Source organism: Halobacillus locisalis (genome assembly GCF_013694105.1).
GTDB classification, from domain to species: Bacteria; Bacillota; Bacilli; order Bacillales; family Halobacillaceae; genus Halobacillus; species Halobacillus locisalis.
Map to the genome: position 1 here is coordinate 804014 of NZ_JACEFG010000002.1, position 23602 is coordinate 827615.

At 45.0% G+C, this 23602-nt stretch carries 15 protein-coding genes and 1 pseudogene; 9 read left to right on the forward strand and 7 right to left on the reverse strand.

The window, feature by feature from the left end; all coding sequences use genetic code 11:
* Positions 1-142 precede the first annotated feature (142 nt).
* The 5 genes from H0266_RS11050 to H0266_RS11070 all read right to left on the reverse strand — a co-directional run bounded on the left by H0266_RS11050 (position 143) and on the right by H0266_RS11070 (position 5983).
* Positions 143-643: a hypothetical protein gene (locus tag H0266_RS11050; protein WP_181472444.1), complete on the reverse strand. Its 501-nt coding sequence runs from the start codon at positions 641-643 to the stop codon at positions 143-145.
* Positions 644-825: 182 nt separating this feature from the next.
* Positions 826-2190, reverse strand: a complete 1365-nt coding sequence (ulaA, locus tag H0266_RS11055; protein WP_181472445.1) for a PTS ascorbate transporter subunit IIC — start codon at positions 2188-2190, stop codon at positions 826-828.
* Between the two features lie 34 nt (positions 2191-2224).
* Positions 2225-2491, reverse strand: a complete 267-nt coding sequence (locus tag H0266_RS11060) for a PTS sugar transporter subunit IIB (protein WP_181472446.1) — start codon at positions 2489-2491, stop codon at positions 2225-2227.
* Between the two features lie 13 nt (positions 2492-2504).
* Positions 2505-4616: a BglG family transcription antiterminator gene (locus H0266_RS11065; protein WP_181472447.1), complete on the reverse strand. Its 2112-nt coding sequence runs from the start codon at positions 4614-4616 to the stop codon at positions 2505-2507.
* A 515-nt stretch (positions 4617-5131) separates the two neighbouring features.
* The gene (locus tag H0266_RS11070) at positions 5132-5983 is read right to left on the reverse strand and encodes a dimethylarginine dimethylaminohydrolase family protein (RefSeq protein WP_246363865.1); all 852 of its coding nucleotides are present in this window, start codon (positions 5981-5983) and stop codon (positions 5132-5134) included.
* A gap of 216 nt (positions 5984-6199) precedes the next feature.
* On the opposite strand from H0266_RS11070, the gene H0266_RS11075 reads away from it, so the two are divergent.
* Positions 6200-7033 (forward strand): alpha/beta fold hydrolase, encoded by an 834-nt coding sequence (locus tag H0266_RS11075; protein WP_181472448.1) that lies wholly within the window; start codon positions 6200-6202, stop codon positions 7031-7033.
* 378 nt (positions 7034-7411) lie between these two features.
* Positions 7412-9640 (forward strand): YcdB/YcdC domain-containing protein, encoded by a 2229-nt coding sequence (locus tag H0266_RS11080; protein WP_181472449.1) that lies wholly within the window; start codon positions 7412-7414, stop codon positions 9638-9640.
* Positions 9641-10199: 559 nt separating this feature from the next.
* Here the strand turns inward: H0266_RS11080 and H0266_RS11085 are convergent.
* Positions 10200-11858 carry a peptide ABC transporter substrate-binding protein gene (locus H0266_RS11085; RefSeq protein ID WP_181472450.1) on the reverse strand — a complete coding sequence of 553 codons (1659 nt, stop codon included), beginning with the start codon at positions 11856-11858 and terminating at the stop codon, positions 10200-10202.
* A 342-nt stretch (positions 11859-12200) separates the two neighbouring features.
* Here H0266_RS11085 and H0266_RS11090 point away from each other — a divergent pair, with 342 nt between their 5' ends.
* The 3 genes from H0266_RS11090 to H0266_RS11100 all read left to right on the forward strand — a co-directional run bounded on the left by H0266_RS11090 (position 12201) and on the right by H0266_RS11100 (position 16809).
* The gene (locus tag H0266_RS11090; protein WP_181472451.1) at positions 12201-13733 is read left to right on the forward strand and encodes a BCCT family transporter; all 1533 of its coding nucleotides are present in this window, start codon (positions 12201-12203) and stop codon (positions 13731-13733) included.
* 379 nt (positions 13734-14112) lie between these two features.
* Positions 14113-15657, forward strand: coding sequence for a hypothetical protein (locus H0266_RS11095; RefSeq protein ID WP_181472452.1), 1545 nt, complete (start codon positions 14113-14115; stop codon positions 15655-15657).
* Positions 15658-15702: 45 nt separating this feature from the next.
* Positions 15703-16809 carry a glycerate kinase family protein gene (locus H0266_RS11100; protein WP_181472453.1) on the forward strand — a complete coding sequence of 369 codons (1107 nt, stop codon included), beginning with the start codon at positions 15703-15705 and terminating at the stop codon, positions 16807-16809.
* A gap of 53 nt (positions 16810-16862) precedes the next feature.
* On the opposite strand, the pseudogene H0266_RS11105 reads toward H0266_RS11100, so the two are convergent.
* A pseudogene (locus H0266_RS11105) lies at positions 16863-18145 on the reverse strand (sugar porter family MFS transporter).
* Between the two features lie 332 nt (positions 18146-18477).
* On the opposite strand from H0266_RS11105, the gene H0266_RS11110 reads away from it, so the two are divergent.
* The 4 genes from H0266_RS11110 to H0266_RS11125 all read left to right on the forward strand — a co-directional run bounded on the left by H0266_RS11110 (position 18478) and on the right by H0266_RS11125 (position 23602).
* Positions 18478-19398 carry an LCP family glycopolymer transferase gene (locus H0266_RS11110; RefSeq protein ID WP_246363867.1) on the forward strand — a complete coding sequence of 307 codons (921 nt, stop codon included), beginning with the start codon at positions 18478-18480 and terminating at the stop codon, positions 19396-19398.
* Positions 19399-19533: 135 nt separating this feature from the next.
* A complete protein-coding gene (locus H0266_RS11115; RefSeq protein WP_181472454.1) occupies positions 19534-20400 on the forward strand; it encodes a sulfurtransferase in 867 nt (288 codons plus the stop codon).
* Positions 20401-20934: 534 nt separating this feature from the next.
* Positions 20935-22755: a dienelactone hydrolase family protein gene (locus H0266_RS11120; RefSeq protein ID WP_181472455.1), complete on the forward strand. Its 1821-nt coding sequence runs from the start codon at positions 20935-20937 to the stop codon at positions 22753-22755.
* Positions 22756-23338: 583 nt separating this feature from the next.
* Positions 23339-23602, forward strand: a complete 264-nt coding sequence (locus tag H0266_RS11125; protein ID WP_181472456.1) for a hypothetical protein — start codon at positions 23339-23341, stop codon at positions 23600-23602.

Here is a 23602-nt window from a genome sequence, read left to right on the forward strand (position 1 = left end):
GGAAATTCAATCAGTTGAACCTGTCTCTTTGCCCTTTAGTGACCGATGCTTATGGAAATTATAAGATTACGGATATTACGATTCATGAGTGATTTTTCTTTCTGAAGTAGCTCTTTCGGCAATGAACCGAAGGAGCTACTTTTTATTTTTCAAAAGGGACGGTGGTTTCTACGCGGCTTTGATCAATCAGGACATTCTCCACCTTTTGTAGTTTATCTTTTTCAACTTCGAGCACAAAAGTTCTTGGTGTTGCATCTGATGTGCAAGTTCCGCCTGAACTCTTCAAGGAAGTGCTAATCGTTTTGCTCGCTGATGCGAAGTCAATGTTCTGAATCTCGTAAGGACAACTTCCTGACTCTTGAACGCCTATGAATACAACTCCGTTCTGTTCAAAGTCAACGGTTGGTCGTTCTCCTTTAAATCCGTATGATTTCCATATTTGTTCAAACTCTGATTGATCCATTGCTTTATCGACTAAAAATCGAAAATAGGGTGTTTCCTCTCTCTTGAATGCCACTTCATTGAAGTTGGGTGGCCACGTTTTCTCACTTGCAATTACTTCGGCATCTTCCGTTCCAAGGCTACACCCTGCTACCAAAGATAGAACGAACGTGAGAGCAAGAATTATGTTCATTTTGATCATACACTCTCCCTCCTCACTATTATTAGACGTTTACCCCCATGAGAGGTTTCATATAATTTGGGCATTTCATCTGGGCATTTCATTTGGGGACGGTTCTCTTGTTTGGTCACCAAAACCAAACAAGAGAACCGTCCCCACGCAAAAAGCCCAAACCATCAAAGGTTTGGGCTTTGTAATAGAGATTAAGCTGCATCTTCTTGTGGCTCTTCTTTGCCTCGTGTCTTCCATACAATTCCGAACAGGATAGCAAGGATGACAAGAATCATCGCAACCGCTAAGAAGTTCGATTGAACAAGACCGATGACATTTCCGAGTACGATACCGACAATACCGAAGTCTGCATCACCGAACGTAGTACCTTCGAAACCGAGGGAACCAAGTACCGGAAGCAACATCGCAGGCAGGAAGCTGATCATGACACCGTTGGCCATAGATCCGAATACCGCACCGCGTCGTCCGCCGGTTGCGTTACCGAATACACCGGCTGCCGCTCCTGTGAAGAAGTGAGGAACTAGGCCTGGTACGATGACTTTCAACCCGAATAGGGGAAGTAAGAACATGCTGAGCAGTCCAGCGACGAAGCTACATAAGAATCCGATGATGACCGCGTTACTTGCGAATGGGAAGATCGCTGGTGCATCAAGGGCTGGCTTAGCGTTTGGAACGACTTTGTCCGCGAAACCTTTGAAGGCTGGGACGATTTCACCAAGCAACATACGAACACCGGCAAGGATGATGTACACCCCGGCTGCGAAAATCAGACCTTGCATGAAGGCGAAGACTAGGAAGTTCTGTCCCGCGCTTAGTTCCGTTTCAATGAACGATGGACCTGCGAATAAAGCGACAACGAAGAAGAGGAGCACCATCGTCAAGGAAACAGAGACGGAAGTGTCTCGCAAGAACCCAAGTGATTTAGGAACGGCGATTTCTTCAGTTGATTTAGACTTTTTACCAACGGCTTTTCCTACTAGAGAAGAAACAAGGTAGCCGAAAGATCCGAAGTGTCCGATGGCAAAATCATCTGAACCTGTGATTTTGCGTGTGAACGGTTGAAGGATGGCTGGGAACAGCACCATCAAAGAACCTAGGATGATGGATCCGACAATCACCATCGTCGCTCCTGTCAATCCACCTGTTGTCAAAATGACGGCGATCAAGCACGCCATGAACATCGTGTGGTGACCTGTCAAGAAGATATATTTGAATGGAGTGAAGCGGGCGAAGATGATATTCGCGACCATACCGAACAGCATGATCATCGCTGTTTCGGTACCGAAGGACTGCTGGGCAAGGGCGACAATCGCCTCGTTATTCGGGATGACACCCTGCACAGCAAATGCTTCATCGAACATGCTGCTGAATTTTCCAAGTGATTGGACAAGAACCGTTGCCCCGGCATCTAGGATGACAAACCCCATCACGGTTTTCAACGTACCGGATATGACATCCGCGACGTTTTTCCGTTGGGCGATAAGACCTATGAGTGCGAAGAGACCGACTAGGATAGCCGGGGTACCTAAGATGTCCTGCATGATTAAGTCGATCATGTGAATTCCTCCTTATTGTAAAACTTGTTGTCGATTAAAGGCGTTGTTCTAGTGCTTCACGCAATTCGTTTTTATCCATCAAGTTTTGAAGCTGAGCGACATTACGGCTGCCGTCATCAAGAGATCCTACGATATCTTCAGATCCTAGATACAAATCAGCTTGTTCCGTTTTGGCTGTCGTTAAATCAGTGTGAGAAACCTCAGCATCTTTCCCCATATCCTTCAAAATCGCTTTTACGTTCATCTCCACGATCATGCTGCTTCCTAGACCATTTCCACATACGACTAATACTTTTTTCATTTTAAATTCCTCCTTAGTTTTGGTGAACGGTTTGGCTTTGGATCAATTCCATCACTTCTTCGTTCGTTTCCATTTCAATCAGTTTTGTAATATTTTCTTCATTCGACAAAATTTCTGTCAGTTGAGATAACGCTTTCAAATGAGTTTGATTGTCGATCGCTGCCAGTACGAAAACGAGCTGCGCTTTGTGTTTCTCTTTTTCAGAAAACCACACGGGTTCTTTCAACCGCAGCAAGCTCATGGAAAGTCGGTTGACGCCGGCTTCCGGTCTTGCGTGTGGGATCGCGATTCTCGGGGCAATGACGATATAAGGCCCTAATTCGTGAACCGTATCAATCATCGCTTCGACATAAGATTTTTCGATGGATTGTTGTTCGAGTAATGGGGCTGCGGCGATGCGTATCGCTTCTTCCCAGTTCGATACTCGATCTTTTGCTAATAGGTTTTCTTTGACTAGCAACTCCGTAAGCATCGGTTGATCAGGCTCCTTTACTGATGAGGTCTTTTGTTCGAAAAATTGACTGAGTTCTTCTTTTAAACCGGCTCTATTATGAACCGTGGCATGCTGGTCGATGATCGACATCAGCTGCTCTTGTTTCGTCAACTCGCTCGTTGTATTCGTGAACAGCTCATTCATTTGTTCCAGAACGTGTTCTTTGTCCTGGTTCTTCATAATGACCGGAACATGAATGACAGGTGTATCTTTCGGCTTTATATAATTGGTTGAAAAAATGACGTCGACGGGTTCGGTGAACTGGTGGAATTCCCTGATCGATAACGTATCGGTGATCTCGAGCCCGATGATCATGTTCTCGAGCTGCGTCTTGACCATGTTGGATGTTCCAATCCCGTTCTCACAGACGATGACCGCTTTGTATTGCGTTTCGACTTGTTTCTTTTCCCTCGTCAGCCAGCCACCGAAGTGTATGGCGATGTAGGCGATTTCTTCTTCCGGAATCTTCTTACCGACATAATATTCGAGATGATAGATCGTTCGCTCGGTAAGCCGGTAGATTTCACTGTACTTCTCCTGAATTTGGTTGGACCATTCATTGGAAAGGTTCACTCCATATTTCAGTCGATAGTACGTCGGCTTCAAGTGCGCCATCAAGTTGTTCTCGAGTTCCTTTGTTTGGTCAAAAACAACGCAAGCGTAGGTCTGGAAGTCGCGGATCATACGCTGGATGACTTGTCTCAAGCCTTTAAGCTCTTCTTCCATACGCTCAGGAAATTCATCGTGGTGCACTTTCGACCCGAGAAGAGCCATCGTCAGGAAGTACGTTTCTTCTTCCGGAATCTGCACATCAAAATGCTCTTGTAAGCGCTGAGATAAGTGAACCGCACCTTGATACGCGGCTGTTTCGTGAAGAACCGCTTTTTCTTCCTGGTTCACAGATACGAGCTGGTTCTCCTTGATTCGTCTTAACAAAATGACCACTTGGAGTGACAGTACTTCCATCATGGCATCTGTGAACGTCATCCCGATGTCTTCCTCCGTCTGGTAAAGAAGACGTTTCACCGTTTCACGATTCATCTCATCCGCCTGAGACTCTTGTTGCTGGTTCCAAACGATCTTCTGGATTTCATTCCGGATATTCTCTGACTCGGACTGTGCGAGTACTGTCGTGAAAATGTCCGATAAATATCTCCTTTTCGTTTCCTCCGAACCATCTAGCCGGTAACCGACATTCTTCTTGTAATGAAGATAAAGTCCAGCTTCATTCAAGTCCTGTTTAATGGCCTTCACATCTTTCGCGACGGTCCCGCGACTGACTCCTGTGAGTTCCATCCAATGATTCATGGATGTATTCTCTGGTTGAAGAAGAAGTACAGTCGAGATGAGCAACCGCCTCTCTTCTGAAGAAAAGTGGTAGGTCCACCTCTTTTGGGTGGCAGGTTGATTGAGCGTTTCTTTCGTCTCGCTTTCTAAATAGAAACCTTTTCCACGCTTATTCTGAATAGGTTGCAGGGACTTCCCTTCCAGCCAATCATTGATGCGTTCCATGTCATAATAAATGCTTCGCTGTGAAACATTCATTTGCTCCACCAGCTGTTTCATTGATAATGCGGTGGGCGATTGTTGAAGAATGGATAAAAGGTGCATGCTTCGATTATCCAATGTCATAAGGAGGCCTCCTTATATTATTTGCAAAACTATACTTGTTTGGTTGTGATAATTATCTTGGTTCTTACTATATCAGCGTTCATGCAGTTATGTAAGGGCTTTCGTTGTGCAAACTTCTTCAATGCTGTTTTTGCAAAAATATACTCACTGGACTCGGTTGAGGTGGAAATGATTGACTGTAAAAAAAGCCACGGAAACGATTGGTCGTTTCCGTGGCTTTGATTTTTATTCTTAGATGGGATTGCCTCACCACCTTTTCTAAGTGCTCTAGCACTTAAAATGGTCGAGAGAAGGCTCATCACGTCGGTTTTGAGGTCTATTCATTTTGAAAAGTGAGGAGAGGATGTGTATCACAGCACTTTTATGCATTATCTGATGTCAAAAAGTGACGTGATAGCGCTCCTATCAACCTTTCTGCTTCTTCTTAACTGATAAAAACGTCGTGAACGATTTGGTCTTTGCGTTATTAGCTGATTTAAAGTTTGTTCTCATTGCCATTAACGGTCAGCATCACTTCATGCTCTATAAATCGGTAACGTGCAACAACGGAAGGATCCACCTGATTTGATGATTTCACTGAAATCGATTCCAATCACATTGAATCCTCTTTCTTCCATTAAATGATTCAACCTCTCGTTTTGCTTCAGGCTGATGATCGTGCCATCTCCAATGGATAAGACGTTCGGGCCGAGGGTGAAGTACTCTTCATCTGTGACGGTAATGAAATCAAACCGTTCTTGAAGACGTGTGAAATCTCTTGGGGTAAAGGCGGGCGGATAGATAAGTGCTGCCTGATCACTAATTGGATTAAAGGCGCAATCTAAATGGAGAATGTTTTCTTCCAGCTGAATCGGATGGATTTCAAAGGAAGGCAGTCTCTCTCGCAATTCTTCAATTGCCTCAATAGAAGTCCGTCCACTTTCTCCGACCCAAATGGTGTAGTCATCGACAATGACATCACCGCCTTCTATCGTGCCGCTCGTCAACTCGTGATAGGGAATCGATTGTTGCTCGCACCAATTCATCAAAGGATGGGTTTCTGATTTGCGAAGAGGTTCTTTCATTGTCGCTACAAAAAGTTCGCTTCCAATGGTAAACCCGATATCCCTCGTAAAAACCTGCTCATTGAGTTTAGGAGTGACGGGTAGTTCAATGACTTCTATATGATAGTCTCGTAGGGTGTCGGTGAGGCCGGTATGTTGGTGCATAGCTAGCTTTTGGTCGATGTTTTCATTTTTGAATTGCTTTTGGGTTTGATTCATGATGCTTTCGATTCTCATATACGTAGGGGGAGCAACGACAACACGCTTCAGGGCTGTGTATTCAGAAGTGCAGAGAGTAGAATTGCTTCTGATCGCATCCTTCAACTATGAAACCTCCGTTATAGGGATTTTAGTTTTTCTATAATATGGTCATTTTCCCGTCTTTTGTTCGATTCAAACTAAATCGTTCAGAGAATTGTAAAAGTTGAAGATGGCGAGATGCTAGTGTCTGTGTTATCTTTAGCTAGAGATTGTTTGATTTATGTAAAAATTTCAGTTTTACTGTTGAATATTGCCAGATTGCTAGAAAGAGGTGCGCCATTGTTAGAATACAAAGTCCTTGGTGATAATCCTGCTAAAGAAAACGTTGTGTTACTTCATGGTATCGGAGGGAGTGCCAATATCTTTTTCCCTCAAATCAAAGCTTATAAAGAACATTTCAATGTCATCGTGCTTCATTTGCGTGGGCATAAGAAATCCCCGAGCGTGCATGATGTCGACGACTTTTCTTTTCATAGAGCGGCCCAAGATGTTTTGGATGTCCTAGATGAAGTGGGAGTAGAGAAAGCCCATTTTGTCGGCATTTCACTCGGCTCCGTGTTGACTCATCAAATTCTTGCCATCGCTCCCGAGCGCGTCGAGAGTGCCGTGTTAGGGGGAGCGATCACGAAGATGAACCTAACATCCAAATTCTTATTCACGGTGGGAAAGTTATGTAAAAACTTCATGCCTCACATGTGGTTGTATTCGTTGTTTGCTAGAATCCTGATGCCGAGAGAAAACCACCGGGAATCTAGAAATGCGTTCATCAAGGAAGCATCTCAAATGAAGCGGGAAGAGTTCATGGGTTGGTATGATATCGTTCACAACGTAAGAGGCACCTACTCTCCCGTTCCGAAAACGGCCGCTCATGTTCCGAAGCTCTACGTCATGGGTGAAGGAGATCACATGTTCAAGCGCGATGTCACAAAAGACATCCAGAACACACCGAACTCCCGGTTGATCATCGTCTCAGGTGCCGGTCATGTGGTGAACCTTGATCAGACGGAAGCGTTCAACGAATGTTCCTTAGCCTTCATGCAGTCCAGAGGTGGAGTGCAGCAATCCACGTTGGACGAGAAAGCGAAGGTTACGGAACAAGTGAACGAGCAGTAAGAAATATGAGGCAGGTTTGTTGGCATTTAGCCTGCGAATCTGCCTTATTTGTTTTTAGAGGGTCGTTAGAAGCATAATGCTTTTTGTTTCATGCCAACCACCTATAAGGTCTGTTAGAATTCCTCTATCATCCATCTTTTTACTAGAAAAACATGCCACCTTTAATACCTATCCGTCCAAAAGTAATCAATCTATCCGAATCCCTTAATAATCTGTCCAAACTTTCGTCTAAAACCCTGTCTAAGTCTACATTTTCTAAAGGTCAGTCCCGGGTCCTAGTTCTATCTAAATACCATTTTGGTAATTATGGCAATATTTCACTTTTAGAGAAAATTGTAGTACCCTAATAGTGAACCAAATTCATAGGGGGTACATAATTTGAAGAAAGTAAATAGGACAGGAGTCTTGACTTTGTCGACGCTTCTTTCGTTCGGAGTACTAGCACCGACCGTGAGTGCGACGACAAATGAGAATCCAGAGGAAGAGCAAATGAAAATCGAGATTTTGTCAGCTGAAAAAGTGGTGACGAAAGATGATTTATTAAAGAAATTCAGAGACGTTTTTCCAGAACGTTTTGACTTTCTGAGCGATTCTGAGTTCCATATGAGTGGCAGTCATCGATATCCGGATGAGGACATCATTCGTCACGAATTGAACTTCCACAAACAAGTTGGAGGTAAAGACGTTCATGGTAATATCGCGTTCGTCGGGGAAGACTTGGACATCGAACATTTCTATTATAGTCCTGCCAATGAAGCGGAGGCTCTATTTCCTGCAAAAGTGAGCGAAGAGGAAGCGAAGGAATTAGCGCTGACATTCTTGGATGAGAAGCTAAACGAAACTAATTTTAAAGTAGAAGAAGGCCGAAACTATTATTATAGTAACCAAACGCTTACAGAACCGATTCGTTACTCTTTTTCCTTCGTGCGCTTGAAGAATGATGTTCCGGTATCTGATCAGCGCATTCATGTAGAAGTGCTCGGAAACGGGGACATCGTGCAATTCTCTCGCCACTCAGATGGTGAGGAATCTTCGAGTTACGATGAAGTCACGAACGTATTGTCAGAACAAAAAGTGCTGGATAAGCTGAAAGAGAATTTATCCGTCAATCTAAGGTATCAGATTTGGTCAGATCCGCAAAATGGCGATCGCCAAGTGCAACTTGTTTACCAACCGTTGAATGATGTTCAAGGGATAGACGCTGTTACAGGTAAATGGCTCACTCAGGATGGATTTACGAAGGAGCTGCCTGAGAACAAAGAGGTAACGCCGATCACAGAAGAAGCGTTGGAACCGAGGCAAGTTGACTTTACTGTCGAAGATGCCGAAGCAACGGCCAAAGAGTTGCTTGCGATTGATTCTGAAAATATGACGTTGAGGATTCAAGGCATAGAGGAGCGCAAGAATCATCTTGGAAAAGAGATTATCAGCGTTCACTATATGTATGAATACAGAAATGGTGGCCATGGGGCAGGTTTAGAGTTTGACCGTGATACAGGGGCGATTCTTCAATATCGCGATATTCAGCGTGATGTTCTACGAGAACAAGGCGAGGACGCGGATGAAGAAGAAATCTCGAAAGAAGCCGCTCGTGATCAAGCAGTCGAGTATTTGAAGGAATATGCCCCTTCTTATCTTGATGATTATGCGATGCCGGTAAATGGGGTGCAATATGACGAAGAGCGAGATACCTACCGTTTTGCTTTCCCTAGAGTCGTGGATGGTGTCCTTGTAAATGGTGACCATATTTCGGTTCAATTATCTGGTGCTGGTGAATTGTTAGAGCTGAACGTGAGAAACCATAGTATCGAAGAGTGGCCTTCCAAAGAGGAGGTTCTCTCTGAAGAGGAAGCGCTTGAAACAATCAAAAGTGAATTGAGTATAGACCTTCAGTATATGCAGGATAGACAGTCTGACGAAAATCATTATAATCTTGTCTACACACCTGCGATTAATGACAATCCTTCCAGCTTTTTGAATGCGAATACAGGGGAGTGGGATAGTCAGTTTGATGATGAAACAGATGATGGGAAGATATCTCACCCATGGGCAGAGAAAGAGTTGAATTATCTGCTCCGCGCGAATATCTTAGATGTGGAAGATGCCGAGGCCTTTGATGCCGATCAATCGATTACAAAAGGCGAAGCCATTGAAGTCATCATGAAATCACTCACACGTTTCTATCAGCAACATTATCCAGAGGGACAAGAGAATCTTAGTCAATCCTTTGAGAATATTGATCCCGATCATCCTTTATATCAAGTGATCGAGCGTTCTGTTACGATGGGAATTCTTGATGAGGAAAAAGATACGTTTGACACAGACGAGCCTATGACTAGAGAGCAGCTGGCAGTTTGGTACGTGCGTGCTTTAGGTCTGGAAAAAGCGGCTGAGTTCAGTGGTATCTATCAGCTGGATTTCAAAGACTTGGATAAAGTAGAAGAAGAGAATACAGGTTATGTTGCGCTCGCTGATTCTTTAGGATTACTGACGGATAATCACGGCCGTTTCTATCCGGATCAGGAAGTGACGTATGCGCAGCTTGCGGTATCGAATATCCGCTTAGCCCATGAAGCCTATGAGGAAGATATGAGAATGAGATACTAAGAAACATATTTTAATAAAAAGACGCTTGTGCACTAGACTCAAGCGTCTTTTCAGGTTGCCTGCAGAAGTCTGTGCAGAGGTTGTGTTTGATTTTATAGGGATACCGTGGGATGGAAAACGACTCGCTTTCCTGCGGGGGAGCCGGCAAGCCTCCTCGGTCGTTGACACTCCCTGTGGGGTCTCGCCTAGGTCCTTCTCCCGCGGGAGTCTCCCCGTTTTCCACCCCACTATGCTACAAATAGCGGGAACAGAAACTCACCAAGTATTGGGCTGCCATCAGTAGAGCTCCACGGTGTAGTTGAATCTCTAGAGGTTCAGGCTTCCTTTGTTGAGGTGGCGTGGAAACGGCGACACTCCTGCAGGATTCTGAGGCTTGGGTGAGATCCCGCAGGACGCGAGAGCGATCCGAGGAAGCTCACCGCCTCCTGCGGAAAGGGAGTCGTTTCCACGCCACCGGTCTCTTCTCAACTTGGAAGAACCGAAAGTAGCTTTCCCAGGCACACTGAAAAAGACGCTTGAGCACTAGGCTCAAGCGTCTTTTTGTCATGAAAAATCGATCTTACTTCTCGATATACGCGTATTTATACGTGTACGGTGCACCCATTGGGTTTGCCGTAACATTCTTCACATAAGGCTTACGAAGCTGTGCGATTCCGTCTTGGTAAAGTGGTGCAAGAACGGCGTCTTCCTTGATCAGCGTTTGCTCTGCTTCAAGTAACGTTTCGAAACGCTCGACAGGTTTCAAAGCAAGCTCATCAGCTGATTTCTCGATCAAGCTGTCGTACTGCTCGCTTGAATATCCCGTCTTATTGTTTCCACCGTCTGTAACCCACAAGTTCAAGAAGCTATACGCATCCAAGTAGTCTGGTCCCCATCCGTAGTTCTGCAAGTCGTAATCCATATCGCGATCGCGTTGCAGACGGACTTTGAACGGTACGCTTTCCAGTTGAACCGTCAGTCCTTCTAGTTCCTCAAGTTGCGCTTTCAGGTAAGCGTCCATGTTTTTAGAAACTTCTGTATCGCCACCAAGCAGTCGCAGTTCAGCCGTTTCCATGCCGAGTTCTTCTTTCGCTTCGGTCCACAACTCTTGTGCTTTTTCTTTATCTGTTGTGATCAATTCACTGTTCAGTTCACGGAAATCTTCGTCGGACTCTGGGTGAGATACGAAATCACCAGGTACGATTCCGCTGACCGCTTTCGAACCGTCATTCAAGATGACATCAACCATACTCTGACGGTCAATCACTCGTTGAATCGCTTTGCGTGCTTTTTCATTCGCTAGAATTTCGTTCTCTTCGTTCATCTTCAGGAAGAATGTCGTAGGTGCAGACATCAGTTTGAAGTCATCAGATGTTCTGTACTGGTCTACGAATTCAGCCGTAAGGTTCGTTTGATCGATCGTGTCTGTTTCGTAAAGGTTCACGCCTGCTGCCGTATCCTTCACGACTTTCACGTTGATCGTTTCAAGTTTCACTTGGTCCGCGTCCCAATAATCTTCGTTCTTTACAACCGTCCATCCTTCTCCTTGATTCCATTCGGTCATTTTAAAAGGACCGTTGGATAGAAGGCTGTCCGCGCTCAACGCATAATCGTCGCCTTGCTCGGTAACGAACGCTTCATTCATTGGAAGGAACGTTGGGAATGCGGTCATCGATTGGAAGTACGGAACCGGCTTCTCGAGTGTAACCTCAAGCGTCGTATCGTCGACCGCTTTCACTCCAAGTGTGCTCAGTTCTTTTTCTCCTTTTGATACGGCGGTTGCGTTCTTGATGACGCCGTTCATCATATATGGACCGTATTCAGAACCGGTTTCTGGGTTAACGGCACGCTGCCATGCGAAAACGAAGTCGTTCGCCGTCACCGATGTACCGTTCGACCAAGTTGCATCTTCACGTAAATCGAATGTCCATGTAAGACCGTCTTCACTGACTTCGTGAGACTTCGCAATGCCGGGCTCGGGCTTGGCATCTGGACCTAAACGGTATAGCCCGTCTTTAGTCGATCCCATCCATTGAGAGGCAATTTCATCAATACTAAGAGAGGAGTCCATTGTCGGAATCTCTGCTCCTGCAACTAAGGTCAATTCTTGTTTTGCTTGACTACTGCTATCACCTGAGTCATCGGATGATGATGTGTTCGTGTCTTCTCCAGAACATGCTGCTAGAAAAGCAGTCAAGAGAAGGACCATGGTAAGTACGATTTTCTTAGTGTGTTGCATGCTTTCATCTCCTATATGTTAAGTTTATACAAATTAAGTATGAGCGCCATTATACAGAGTTCGACAATAATTGACAAAAGTGGCATTTGTCAGAATAAAACGTCTAATTGGATATTATTTCATAATATGGTGAGAGAATATCTAATACTTTAATATTATATAACTTCAAAAAAATGTTTTGTAAACGTTGTATACTTTTAGGTCATTTAAAGAGCTAGCGTAATAAAATAAGCGAAAAGATCTAATGATTTATCAATGTGAATGATAAATTCCAGTTTACGACAGTTTTATTCCGGTTACTATACCAACATAATTTAATTTCAGACACCAAGGAGGAGTATCATGAAGCGGAACAGAACAATCGATTATTCAATTTTTCTGCCATCATTATTAATCGTCATCGCCATCAGCATTCCTTTTGCTCTTTATGAAAAGGAGTCTTTGAAACTACTTCAATCTATCTTTGATTACATAGTAGATGTCTTCAGCTGGGGGTACTTATGGTATGGCATTCTATTAGTCGTAGCTGGATTGTATTTATCTTTTTCGAAATATGGAAAAGTCGTACTCGGAGATCCTAGTGAGAAGCCGCGCTTCAGTTTATTTGAGTATGCCTCGATTTTGATTGCCATGGGAATCGGGTCCACTATTATGCGCACAGGCATGTTGCAGTGGACCTCTGTTGCGAACGATCCGCCTGCTGGAGTCGAACCAGGCTCAGCGGAAGCCATCTTATGGGGGAATGCCTATAGTATGTTCTTATGGGGCTTTCAAGTGTTTGCGATTTTCGTCCTGATTGCTCCGGCGATGGGCTATATTCTGCATGTTAGGAAACGTCCTTTGCTGCGCATTTCAGAAGCTTGCCGCGTCTTGTTCGGCGACCGCTTCACAGATGGAATCGGAGGCAAGGTTCTCGACCTGTTGTTTTTAGTGAGCATTTTGACAGGGGCGGCTGTAACCCTTGGACTTGGTGCGCCGATTGTCACATATAATCTATCTGCTTTGATTGGTGTGGAAGTCGACTTCACGATGACGATCATCGTGACCCTCATCTGGGTATTCATGTTTTCGGTAAGTGCTTATTTAGGTGTGGAAAAAGGAATAAAACGGCTGAGTACCTTTAATATGTATCTGGCTGCTTTATTCGGTCTGTTCATCGTCATCGTAGGACCAGGCGTATTCATATTGAATTACTTCTCCGATAGCGTGTCATTCTTACTATCGAACTATATCAATCTATCATTGAACACGGATTCTGTTCATCAAGGAGAGGCGTCACATGTGCAGAGTAATACCGTCTTCTGGTTCGCTTACAGTGCCACATGGGCGATGCTTCACAGTGTGTTTGCTGCGAAAATATCACGTGGGAGAACGATTAAAGAAATGATTCTCACCTATTTCCTGGCTCCGACGTTCATGTCTTGGATTGCAACGGGCATTCTAGGTGGATTAGGGGTTCATCGTTATTTGGTGGGTGACCAAAGCATTTTGCAACTCGTTCAAGAACAAGAGCGTATGTCAGCCATTCCAGAAATCTTACAGACCTTACCTTGGGGTGGATTGGCCATTGTCATCTTCATCATCGTTTCTTTGATATTCTTGACGACGACCTTGGACTCGACGACTTACACGGTCGCCGCTTACACGAGCACACGAGATATGAGTAAATATGAACCACCTAAGATGTTAAGAATCGTCATTGCCGGTGTCATCACGACACTCGCTTTACTATTGATGCGGATTGGCGGCCTTCCTCCACTTGAGGTGATTTCGGGCTTGATGGGACTGCCAGTCATCTTAATCCAGTTCATTTTGATTTATGCAGCGAAACGGATGATGGATGAAGACAGGGCATGGGATTCGAATGTGAGATAGAAGGATCGCAGAAAAATAGGGCAGGCTCTTGATGGGTAGACGCTAGAGAGTCTGTCCGTTTTTTTGCTCTTATTTCCTACATGTTCAGAAAACGAGTTTTCTATTCGTCGTATTAATAGACGTCTTTCACACGATACTTCATCTATTCTTTATTTTATGTCATAGGATTTGCCGTCCTGTTTCTTTCTGGGCTATTGAACTTGTCTCCTTTTTATCGTTTCTACCTCACTTCATCATTGGACTAATAATGATTATTATGAAAATCACAAATAGCAACTTTATTATCAAGAATATTACATTTCCTGTAGAAAGTTCTTCAACCATGAGGGTCGATTCCGATATGAAAAAAAATACACGGTAAATTAAAGGGGAAATGGTAATGCGTACATTATGCAAAGTTCAATTATTTTTAGTGGTTTTATTTACAGCTTTTTTCATCGGTGGACAAGCTTCCTCGGCGGAGATCGATGGCGAGAAAGTATGGGAAGAAGAGAATGTGGTTCCGGAAAAAATGTGGACCGTTACGTTTAACACACCCGTCTCTATGGAGTCCGCGAACCAATACATTTATGTGGAAGAATCATCAGGTGAAGAGTTACCGATCGAGTTATTCTCATTAAAAGATGGTAAGCAGGTCATTGTGTTTGTGGAGGAATGGGGTTTGTATAAGGTAGATGAAAAATACACGTTAGTCGTGGATCAACAATTGACTTTCGAAAATAAACAACAGCTTCAGACTACGATCCAAAAGCCGTTTACTATAGAAGATGCTGTCGAGCGTTATCAATTGGTAGAGAGTGAAAGGTTTATAGACGAACAAGGAACAGATCACGAAATTACATTATTACATAGAAATCGGGAGCTGCCTGAAGTCATCGAGGAGGAAGGAGACCCGTTGAGTTTGTATCAGCTCAAAGTCCGTTCTGGCGACCAGCATGCCTATTATGTAGATGACCTGTTTGGAGAGAAGAACTGGAGCTTATCTCCACAATCAAACGTTTCTGACTTCGTGAATGTAGTCTCTCCTGATCGAGGGTTGCTTGAGATTCATGAGGGGAAATATAATACTGACAGTCACTTCTTTTATTTGAAAAAAGGAAAAATAACACCGACAGTCTTCGAGACTTCCGAGGGGAACATAAGAGATAGCCTTCAATTTATAGGAGGAGAATCACTAGTTCCACAAAGTAATGGAACCTATGAAAGTACAACGTATGATGTTGAACAAGATGCTTTTGTCACAAAGTTATGGAGGTTGAATGAAAACACCGATACCTTTGAGTTCATCGATCAAAAACTTACTCCCTCTCAGGTAAAGAACCTTGTTCAATCACGACTGGATCAAATAGAGGAGATTGTGTATGAAGACATCAATCCGCTCCTTCATGAGAAGAGAGATTTCAATCGTATCGAATCAAGCTTAACCTCCTATATGACGACTGATTATATTGAAAAACTAGAGAGTGCTTATCCGAATCTATGTTATGAATGTGACGTCTCTTTGTATAATCATAATGAGTGGGATACCTTAAGCGAACTGATTGTACATGACTATGATGAAGTCACAATTGAAACAGCTACGTTTGGGGGAGGACCAACATCTGGCGGATTCAACACCTATACGTTGAAACAGATCGATGGGATGTGGAAGTTGTCCTCTCAATCATTTGTACCTTATGGACAGGAAAAAGGTGGTTTGAACTTAAATAAGAAAGAAGCTGTTGAGATTATACAGCGTTCGTACTCTCTGATGGCTTATGATTCTGTACACGTGACGAACATAGTGGAGGAGAACTTTAATGAACCAGGGATGCAAACATCGAATCGTCTACTTTACACCATTGAGTTGGTGCATGAAGCTGTGGTCCAAAGGTATGAAGTAGATAATTATACGGGTGCGCATCGGTTCATCGGGAATTTTTAGGCTTGTTCTTGTTTATGGGGAAATCTATCCAAAGAAGGTGATCGGATGAACATCGTAATGGCACCAGACTCTTTTAAAGGCTCACTCTCTGCTTTGGAAGTTGCAAAAGCGATGGCAGAAGGAGCACGAGCAGCAAATCCTGACGTGAATGTAACGCTTATGCCTATGGCTGATGGCGGGGAGGGGACAATTGATGCACTTGAAAAATCGGTCTCTCGTCATTTTCCTGTGACCGTGAAAAGTCCGACAGGCGATGCGGTTGACACAAACTTCGTCACGCTAACCTATAAGGGGCGGGAAGTGGCGGTCATCGAGTGTGCGAGAAGTACAGGATTGGCGCTTGTTCCTGAGCATGAGCGAGATCAGGCGGTATTGAACTCATTCGGGCTCGGGGAACAGATGAAGTACGCCGTAAAGGCCGGCGTGCGGAAGCTGGTCGTTTCTCTTGGCGGGAGTGCCACGACGGATGGTGGAACCGGTATGCTGCAGGCGCTCGGTTTCAGGCTTTTCAATGAGAAAAATGAGGAACTGCCTAACGACCGGAATGCCTTAGGAGAGGTTGCGCGTATTGATGATCGGAACGTACTTCCTGAACTTGTGGAATGTGATGTGACGAATCCGTTCTATGGTGAAAATGGGGCGGCTTATGTGTATGGGCCACAAAAGGGGGCGACAGGTGAGCAGGTACTCCGGCTTGATGAGGGACTCAGGCAGTTTGCTTCTGTGGTGTTCGATCAAATGGGAGTGGACTTGCAGCAGGTCGAGGGTGCTGGAGCGGCTGGCGGACTTGGTGGTGCGCTTGCTGGTGTGCTCGGTGCTCGGATGGAGTCAGGATTTTTGATTGTGGCGGATTTAGTCGGCCTGGAAGACGCGATACGCACGGCTGACCTTGTCTTGACGGGTGAAGGGAGCTTGGATGCTCAGTCGGCTCACGGAAAGGTTCCGATGTCGGTGGCTAAGCTGGCCGAGTCATATGGAATAATGGCTGTTGGACTTGCTGGCGCGGTGGATATCGCTGGGCGGTACGACCCGCTACGGGCTGTGTTTTCTGTTCAAACGGGTCCTTGTGCGCTTGAGGAAGCGTTAGAGGAAACAAATGCCTATGGGAATATCAGACATGTTTCGGAGCAAGTGGTTCGGATGTTTGTATAAAATGAGGGGCGGATACTCTAGATTGGTCTAGAGTACCTGTCCCTTTTCAAATATTACATATTCGCACGCAAATCATTTTCAATATCCTCAAGACTCCTGCCTTTCGTTTCCGGTACATACTTCAGAACGAATAAGAAGGCGAAGACACCGATGATCGCAAAGATGACGAATACCCAAGCCGTTCCGATCGCACTTAATAAGATCTGGAAAAACAGTGATACGATCAAGTTCGCTGCGCCGCGGGCTTTATTTGGGAACAGCTCAGGGAGCACGACCCAAACGACAGGTCCCCATGTCGCCGCGAAGAACATGATGAATAGTCCTAGAAAGACGACGGTCAACCAGGCGATGGTGGTCGTCAGTTCAAACGAGAATAAAATCGCGGCAAGAGCGGCTAAGCTTCCGGTCATGCCGGCATTCCCGATCAGCAGCAGTTTCTTTCTGCCTAGTTTATCGATCGTAGCAATGGCCACTAAGGTCATCAGTACATTCAATACCCCGATTCCGACGGTTCCTAGAATCGAAGCCGAATCGTCAAGTCCCGCTTTTGTGAAAATGGTAGGGCGTAATAGATGACGGAATTGATCCCGATAAACTGCTTGAAAACGGCAATTCCGCTCCCGACAATCAGCATCGGGCGTACCCATTTCGCTTTCAGGACATCCCACGTGCTTTCTCTCTCTGCTTCAATCTTCTTCATTTCCTCGACTTCATCATCAATTTCTTGATCATCCCGCGTCAGAGCCAAGACTTTTCTGGCTTCTTTTGCACGGTTCTGCTTTAATAACCATTTCGGACTTTCTGGTATGAAGAGAACACCGACCATAAGGACGAGCGCATGTACAGCGGCGAGTCCGAGCATCCACCGCCAGCCTTCGATGGGAGTGAAGGCATAGTTGATTAAGTAGGCCAGCACAATACCGGTGGTGATCATCAGTTGGTTTAAAGAAGCCAAAGCCCCTCGTTGTTCGGTCGGTGCCCTATCGGATAAATATACGGGTACGATGGCTGTCGAGCCACCTACACCGAGACTAAGAATCACGCGTCCTACAACCAATAGGGCGACGTTCGGTGCGAATGCGAGCACAAGCACGAGCGAGCCGATAATATAGATGGGGGCAATCACGAAAACGACGCGTCTGCGCCCGAATCGGTCTGAAACGTACCCGCTCATCCCAGCGCCTGCGATGGCTCCGACAAGCAGGGAGCTGACGAGGAATCCCTCAAGAAAACTTGAGAGAGGGATGTCATCTTCAATAAATAGCAAGGCCCCAGAAATCACGGCTGTGTCATATCCGTACAACAAGCCACCTAAGGCGCCGAAGAAAAAATCCATCCTTTACTCAAATTCCTGTTCATAACGAGTCCACCTTTTCATCTTTATCTGAGTTTCTACGCTTTGCGCCACGAATTGACAATTGAGAAACCTACACAACTTCTTTTTCCAATTTGTACTACACTTTTTGTTCTTAATAAAGTACAATAATGGAAAGAGATGATTGTTTTCCTTATTGAAACTTTCCTTGTATAAAGATTTAATCAAGCTGTGTATTCGTTTTTTTAATATATTCTCAAAGGGTTCTTACGGGATATATAGAGCTTCGTGTGCCGTTTTTTGTTCTTTTTAACGCATTCATACGTTTGATTTTTCTTAAGGAGGAGATTGGCTTGTTGAGAAGCAGAAAATGGAAAGTCGTGCTCGGTTTGTTGACAGCGGTCGTGTTAGCTGGAGGTTTCTATACGTATCATTGGTACAGCGGTGTGAAGGAAACGTTCAATGTCAGCATGCATCAGAAGGTTGAGGCCATCGACTCTAGCGTCACGAAAGAGAAAATAGAGAAAAAAGATCCTTTGAATGTCTTGCTCTTAGGTGTAGATGAACGGGAGGGGGACCGGGGGAGATCGGATTCGATGATGATTCTTTCATTGAACCCCGGAACGCAGGAAACCAAAATCATCAGTATCCCTAGAGACACACGCACCGTTATGGAGGGGAATGAACCAGAAGCGGGCAGGCTCGATAAAATAAACCATGCGTATGCCTTCGGCGGAACGAACATGTCTGTTTCAACGGTCGAACGCTTCTTGGACATCGATCTCGATCACTATGTTCGCGTGAACATGGAAGGGCTAGCGATGCTTGTGGACACGGTTGGCGGCATCACGGTTGATAATCCACTGGACTGGTACGATGAGGGGGATTATTCGGAGGGGTACCATTATAAAGAAGGGGAGATTACGCTTGATGGACCCCAAGCGCTCGGTTATGTAAGGATGCGATACGAAGATCCGAACGGGGATGCAGGAAGAAATGAACGACAAAGGCAGGTCATTGAAGCGATTTTGGAAAAAGGGAATCAGATCGGTTCTGTGACGAAATTGAATGAATTCATGAGCGTGCTCGGAAATCACGTTAAGACGGATATTGATTTGGGTGGGGCTCGGGATCTGTTTTTCCATTACAGGCAAGCAAGTCAGCAGATCTCCAATTATCAGATGACCGGTAGGGATGCGATGATTGATGGGATTTATTATCTTCAGGTGGATCCTCAAGAAATCGATCGTGTCCATCACATGATCATGAACTAGGAGAAGAGGGGAGTGTTGGACACAACAACGTTCCTTTTTAGTGAGCTTAATTCTTCGGAAGTCGTGAGGAATGATGATAAACTAGAATAAATCCTAGTCATTTGGTTTGAATTAAAACAGAAGGAAGGGGATTCTATGGAACATTTACCTTTATTTGTGTCAACAGAGTGGTTAGCGGAAAGGTTGGACGATTCTGATTTGCGGATCGTGGATGCTACCACTTATTTACAACCTGGGGCTGACGGAGTAAAAGTCTGGTCGGGGGAGGAGACGTATAAAGAAAACCATATCCCGTCTGCAGTCTATGCCGATTTACTTCATGATTTCTCAGATCCGGATTCTGACCTGGGATTCACCAAGCCCTCCAGGGAGCGGTTCCTAGAAAAGATTGAGAATCTTGGCATCGGTGATGATAATACGTACACCGTGATTTATGATCAAGGTTATGCAGTTGTCGGATCTGACGTCATTGCGTCTGATTGGGCATCGCGTTTTGCTTGGCAGCTATTATATGAAGGATACGATCATATCGCCATTCTTGACGGAGGGCTCGCAAAGTGGAAAGAAGAAGGACGTCCGTTATCTTCCGGCATTGAAACTTACCCGAATTCTGAGTTCAGCGGCGAACGCCGTTCGGATTTATTCGTCGGGAAGGAAGAAGTGGAAAAAGCTGTGCACGATGATGATGTGCTATTAGTGAACAGCTTGTCTGAACAGGAGTTCAACAATGGTCATATCCCGAGCAGTTGCAATATCCCCTTCATCAATCATTCAGACCAAGAGTCGAAAGCCTTGCATTCAGACGAGCAGTTGAAAGAGGCGTTCGAGAAAGCAGGCGCACTTGATCCCGGAAAAAAGGTCATCACGTATTGTGGTGGAGGAATTGCCGCAACATGGAACGCGCTGCTTCTTAAGAAGTTAGGGCACAAGAATGTGGTCGTGTACGACGGTTCGATGGCCGAGTGGACATCTGATCCGAATGCTGAAATAGAGAAAAAATAAAAAAATGAAAGGGCAGGTTCATCGGTGAGACTTATGAACCTGTCCTTTTTTAAAAAAGAGGAGACAAAAGACGTGGCTCTTTCTTTTTACAGGTTAAAAAGGTGCGTTTTTCTTGCATAATCATCGCCGTATAATGACCTTAAAGCAGAGATTCTGACTAGGACTTTCCCAAGTCTATATTCTAGCGATATCTATTGTAATCCACCTGATTTTTGTTAGACTTTGAGTATATTGCTTCACCTAGTAGAAGCAGAAATGGCGCAAAACAAAAGAAACCTAGACCTCCCCTTAGTTAGGATATTCTTTAGGAACAGTCTGTCGATCATTCGGCAGGCTGTTTTTTCGTCTGTTCGATGTGGACTTCTCTAGGGCTTATTCATTTTTTGGAACGATCATGAATACGTTACTAGTGGACGACTTTACTATGTCAGATGGAAAAAGGGGGACTGTTTACGTACGGTTTAATGTCAGCGCTTACATCGTCAGATAGTCGAAGACCCGTTTTTTCACAAAAATATAGAAAGAAGGAAAACCATGAAAAAGGCAAAGGTGTGGTTGTTCGTTGCTCTGGCATTCTGTTTTATTGGCATGATTGGTGCCGCTTTTGTCCAGTCTTCAGGTGGAAACGTCGAAGTGAAATATCTGCGGTGGGAAACGCCGTCTGGACATATGATGAGTGCGCTATTGTTCGTTCCAGACGGTGTCTCTCAAGATAATCCGGCACCTGGGATTGTAACCAGTCACGGCTGGTTCAACAACCGTGAGATGCAAGATCTAAATTTTGTTGAATTATCACGACGCGGATATGTGGTCATGTCGATTGATATGTATGGTCATGGAAATTCGGACGCGGTGAAGCCTGAGGAATGGCCGAACCGTGGGACAGGTATGTATGACGCTGTGGAACTGATGGCGGATCTTCCTTATGTGGACACATCCAAAATCGGAGTGACCGGCCACTCATACGGGGCGAGAGCAGCGGATTGGTCGGTGGATGCGGATAATGAGAAGGACAATCCACTCATTTCTTCCGTCCTTTTGATCGGAAATGACGCGACTTACATGAACCTTGATACAGGTGAATATATCAACAAGTATGGCAATCGTGATGTCGGCATTGTCGCCGCGAAATACGATGAATTCTTCTTCCGTACTCCAAAAGAGGATGGCACATTTACGCAACCGAAAGAGTACATCAACTCGGACAACGCTCAATCGTTCTTGCATTTCGGGGCATCCCCCGAGGACTTTGACGATACTCGTTCAAGCTACGAACTGTACACAGAAAATGTAGACGGTGACGAAGCGACACGTGTTATTTACAACCCGGATCAAACGCATCCGTGGAATCATTTTTCTCAACATGTCGTGAAGCAAACATTGGAGTTCTTCGATGCGACGCTTGGGTCTCCAGAATCGATTGCTCCAACGAATCAAATCTGGCCATTTAAAGTACTCTTCAACTTCTTAGGACTGATCGGGTTCGGGATATTCTTAGTCAGTTTCACAAAAGTCCTGATTCAGACGAAGCCATTCGCCATGCTCCGTGCGACAGAAACACCAGCAGCCGGGGTGTTGTCGAGTGGAAAACAGAAGGCATGGTTCTGGGGAGGATTAGTGGTCAGTGCCATCTTCTCTGGTCTCTCATATTTATGGCTGTTTGGTTTCGGCATGACGCAGCGACCGGACTTCTTCCCTCAAGGCTACACGTTTTACATTGGAGTTTGGGCAGCAGTAAACGGAATTTTTGCGATCGTGTTAATGGTTGTCTTAAGAAAGCTGACTCCGAAAGAAAATCGTCCGTCTCTCGAAGCACTAGGAGTGAAGCTTTCCTTCAAAGCGCTTATGAAGACGATCGTGCTGGCACTCACGGTCTGTGCTTCTGCCTATGCGCTCGTGTTCTTGAGTGATTATTTATTCAAAACGGACTTTCGACTCTGGGTGCTCGGCGTGAAAGCTTTCACACCAGATAAACTGATCATTGCCCTGAAATACTTGCCGTTCTTCCTGCTGTTTTTTGTAGCGAATTCAGTGGCGATCAACAGCTTCAATTATGTACGTAATGGCAAGAGCGAATGGATCAATACCGCTTTGGTCGCTTTGTTTAACGGGCTCGGTGTCATGGTCGTCTTTGCGCTTCAATATGTGACGTTCTTTGCGACAGGAGAAGTGTTCTTCAAGAACGTATCTCCGATAGCGGGCATCTGGCTGACGTCGATCATCTTCATTCTTCCGATTGGGGCGATCATTTCTCGTAAGATTTTCAAAGCTACGCTCAATCCGTACTTGGGCGGTATCATTTTCGCGATCATCGTCACGTTGATTTCTGTCACGAACACGTTGACTCAGCTTTGATGTGGGTTTTAGGTCCTTCATGATAAAAGAGCAGAGTGTAGGAGGGAAATAACTCGCTTTCCTGCGGGGGAACCGCCGAGCCTCCTCGGTCGTTGACACTCCCTGTGGGGTCTCGCCTAGGTCCTTCTCCCGCGGGAGTCTCGTCATTTCCCTCCTACACTCAACCAAATGTAGATAATCGGACCTTCCTATCATGGTGAGATTGGAGGCTGACTGTTGAGGGAGCGGGTGTCCGGAAAAGCGCGTTCTTTGTCTGAATTGTTTGAGCAAATGTCCGAATTAGGGGGAAATGTCCGATAAAGCAGGGGACTTGTCCGAATTAGGTGTGAAGATGTCTGAAATCTTGCATGTCTTGTCCGAATAGCTTTAGAAGTTGTCCGGAAAACCTCGTGTTTCCCCTGCCTAATAAAACATAACCTTATAGATGTTGTAGGGACAGGTGCGTGGGCTCATATTTGCGGAGCCTGCGTGCCTGTCCCCTTTGTCTGTCTCTATGATACACTCGAATTATAAGAATTTTCCTTCTATTAGAGTCGTTGTGTCGGTTGTACATAATGCTAGAAAGGAAAGGGTGTCCCGTTTGGTGAAATTCGTTGGCCTCATCCTGCTTGTCCTCTTTATTATCTGGATCAACTCTGAAATCACCTTTCGAAAAGGATACATCCGCATCCGCTTCGATCGGACATTTAGGAGAGACCTTTATGTACAAGCGGTCCTAGATGAACTCACGAAGCGTGGAAGACAAGTCTATTATGAAAGTGGACGGGATTTTCGGATCGATGGACAACTTTATACCGCAGGAGAGAGCCTTTTCATCCGACACATGACGATCCTTGAACCCATCTAA